This is a genomic window from Rhodobacter sp. TJ_12 (assembly GCF_020023995.1).
Classification (GTDB): Bacteria; Pseudomonadota; Alphaproteobacteria; order Rhodobacterales; family Rhodobacteraceae; genus Rhodobacter.
Genome location: NZ_NRRD01000068.1, coordinates 1 through 609, shown reverse-complemented (window position 1 = coordinate 609; position 609 = coordinate 1). Strand labels below are relative to the sequence as shown.

1 protein-coding gene and 1 pseudogene are annotated in these 609 nt (G+C 68.1%); both read left to right on the top strand.

Translation table 11 applies throughout. From position 1 onward, the window contains the following. Positions 1 to 482 (top strand): non-canonical purine NTP pyrophosphatase (locus CKO11_RS17205; protein WP_223641532.1); only part of this gene is annotated, 482 nt, incomplete at its 5' end. Continuing rightward, a pseudogene (locus tag CKO11_RS17200) lies at positions 479 to 609 on the top strand (RidA family protein); the annotation flags it as partial. The gene CKO11_RS17205 and the pseudogene CKO11_RS17200, both read left to right, overlap by 4 nt.

The window sequence follows — 609 nt, the reverse complement described above, 5'->3', positions numbered from 1 at the left end:
AGCCGGAAGAGACCGAAACCACCTTCGTCGGCAATGCGCGCATCAAGGCCCATGCGGCGGCGAAGGCCGCCGACATGGTGGCGCTGGCCGACGATTCCGGGATCACCATCGACGCGCTCGACGGCGCGCCGGGGGTCTATACCGCTGACTGGGCCATGACCCCCACGGGCCGGGACTTCGTGAAGGCCATGACCGACACCTGGGCCAGGCTCGAAGCGGTGAACGCCCCCTTCCCGCGCCGCGCGCAGTTCCGCTGCACGCTGGTTCTCGCCTGGCCCGACGGCCATGACGAGGTCTTCGAAGGCGTGATGCCGGGGCAGGTCGTCTGGCCGATGCGGGGCCAGCAGGGCCACGGCTACGACCCGATCTTCCAGCCCGACGGCAGCGAGCTCACCTTCGGCGAGATGGACCGCTGGGAGAAGAACGAGATCAGCCACCGCGCCCGCGCCTTCCGCAACCTCATGCAGGGCTGCTTCAAATGAGGCGCATCTCCAGCGGCTCGCCATTCGAGGCCACGATGGGCTATTCGCGCGCCGTGGTGAAGGGCGGCTGGTGCTTCGTCTCGGGCGTCACCGGCTATGACTATGCCACCATGACCATGCCCGAGGA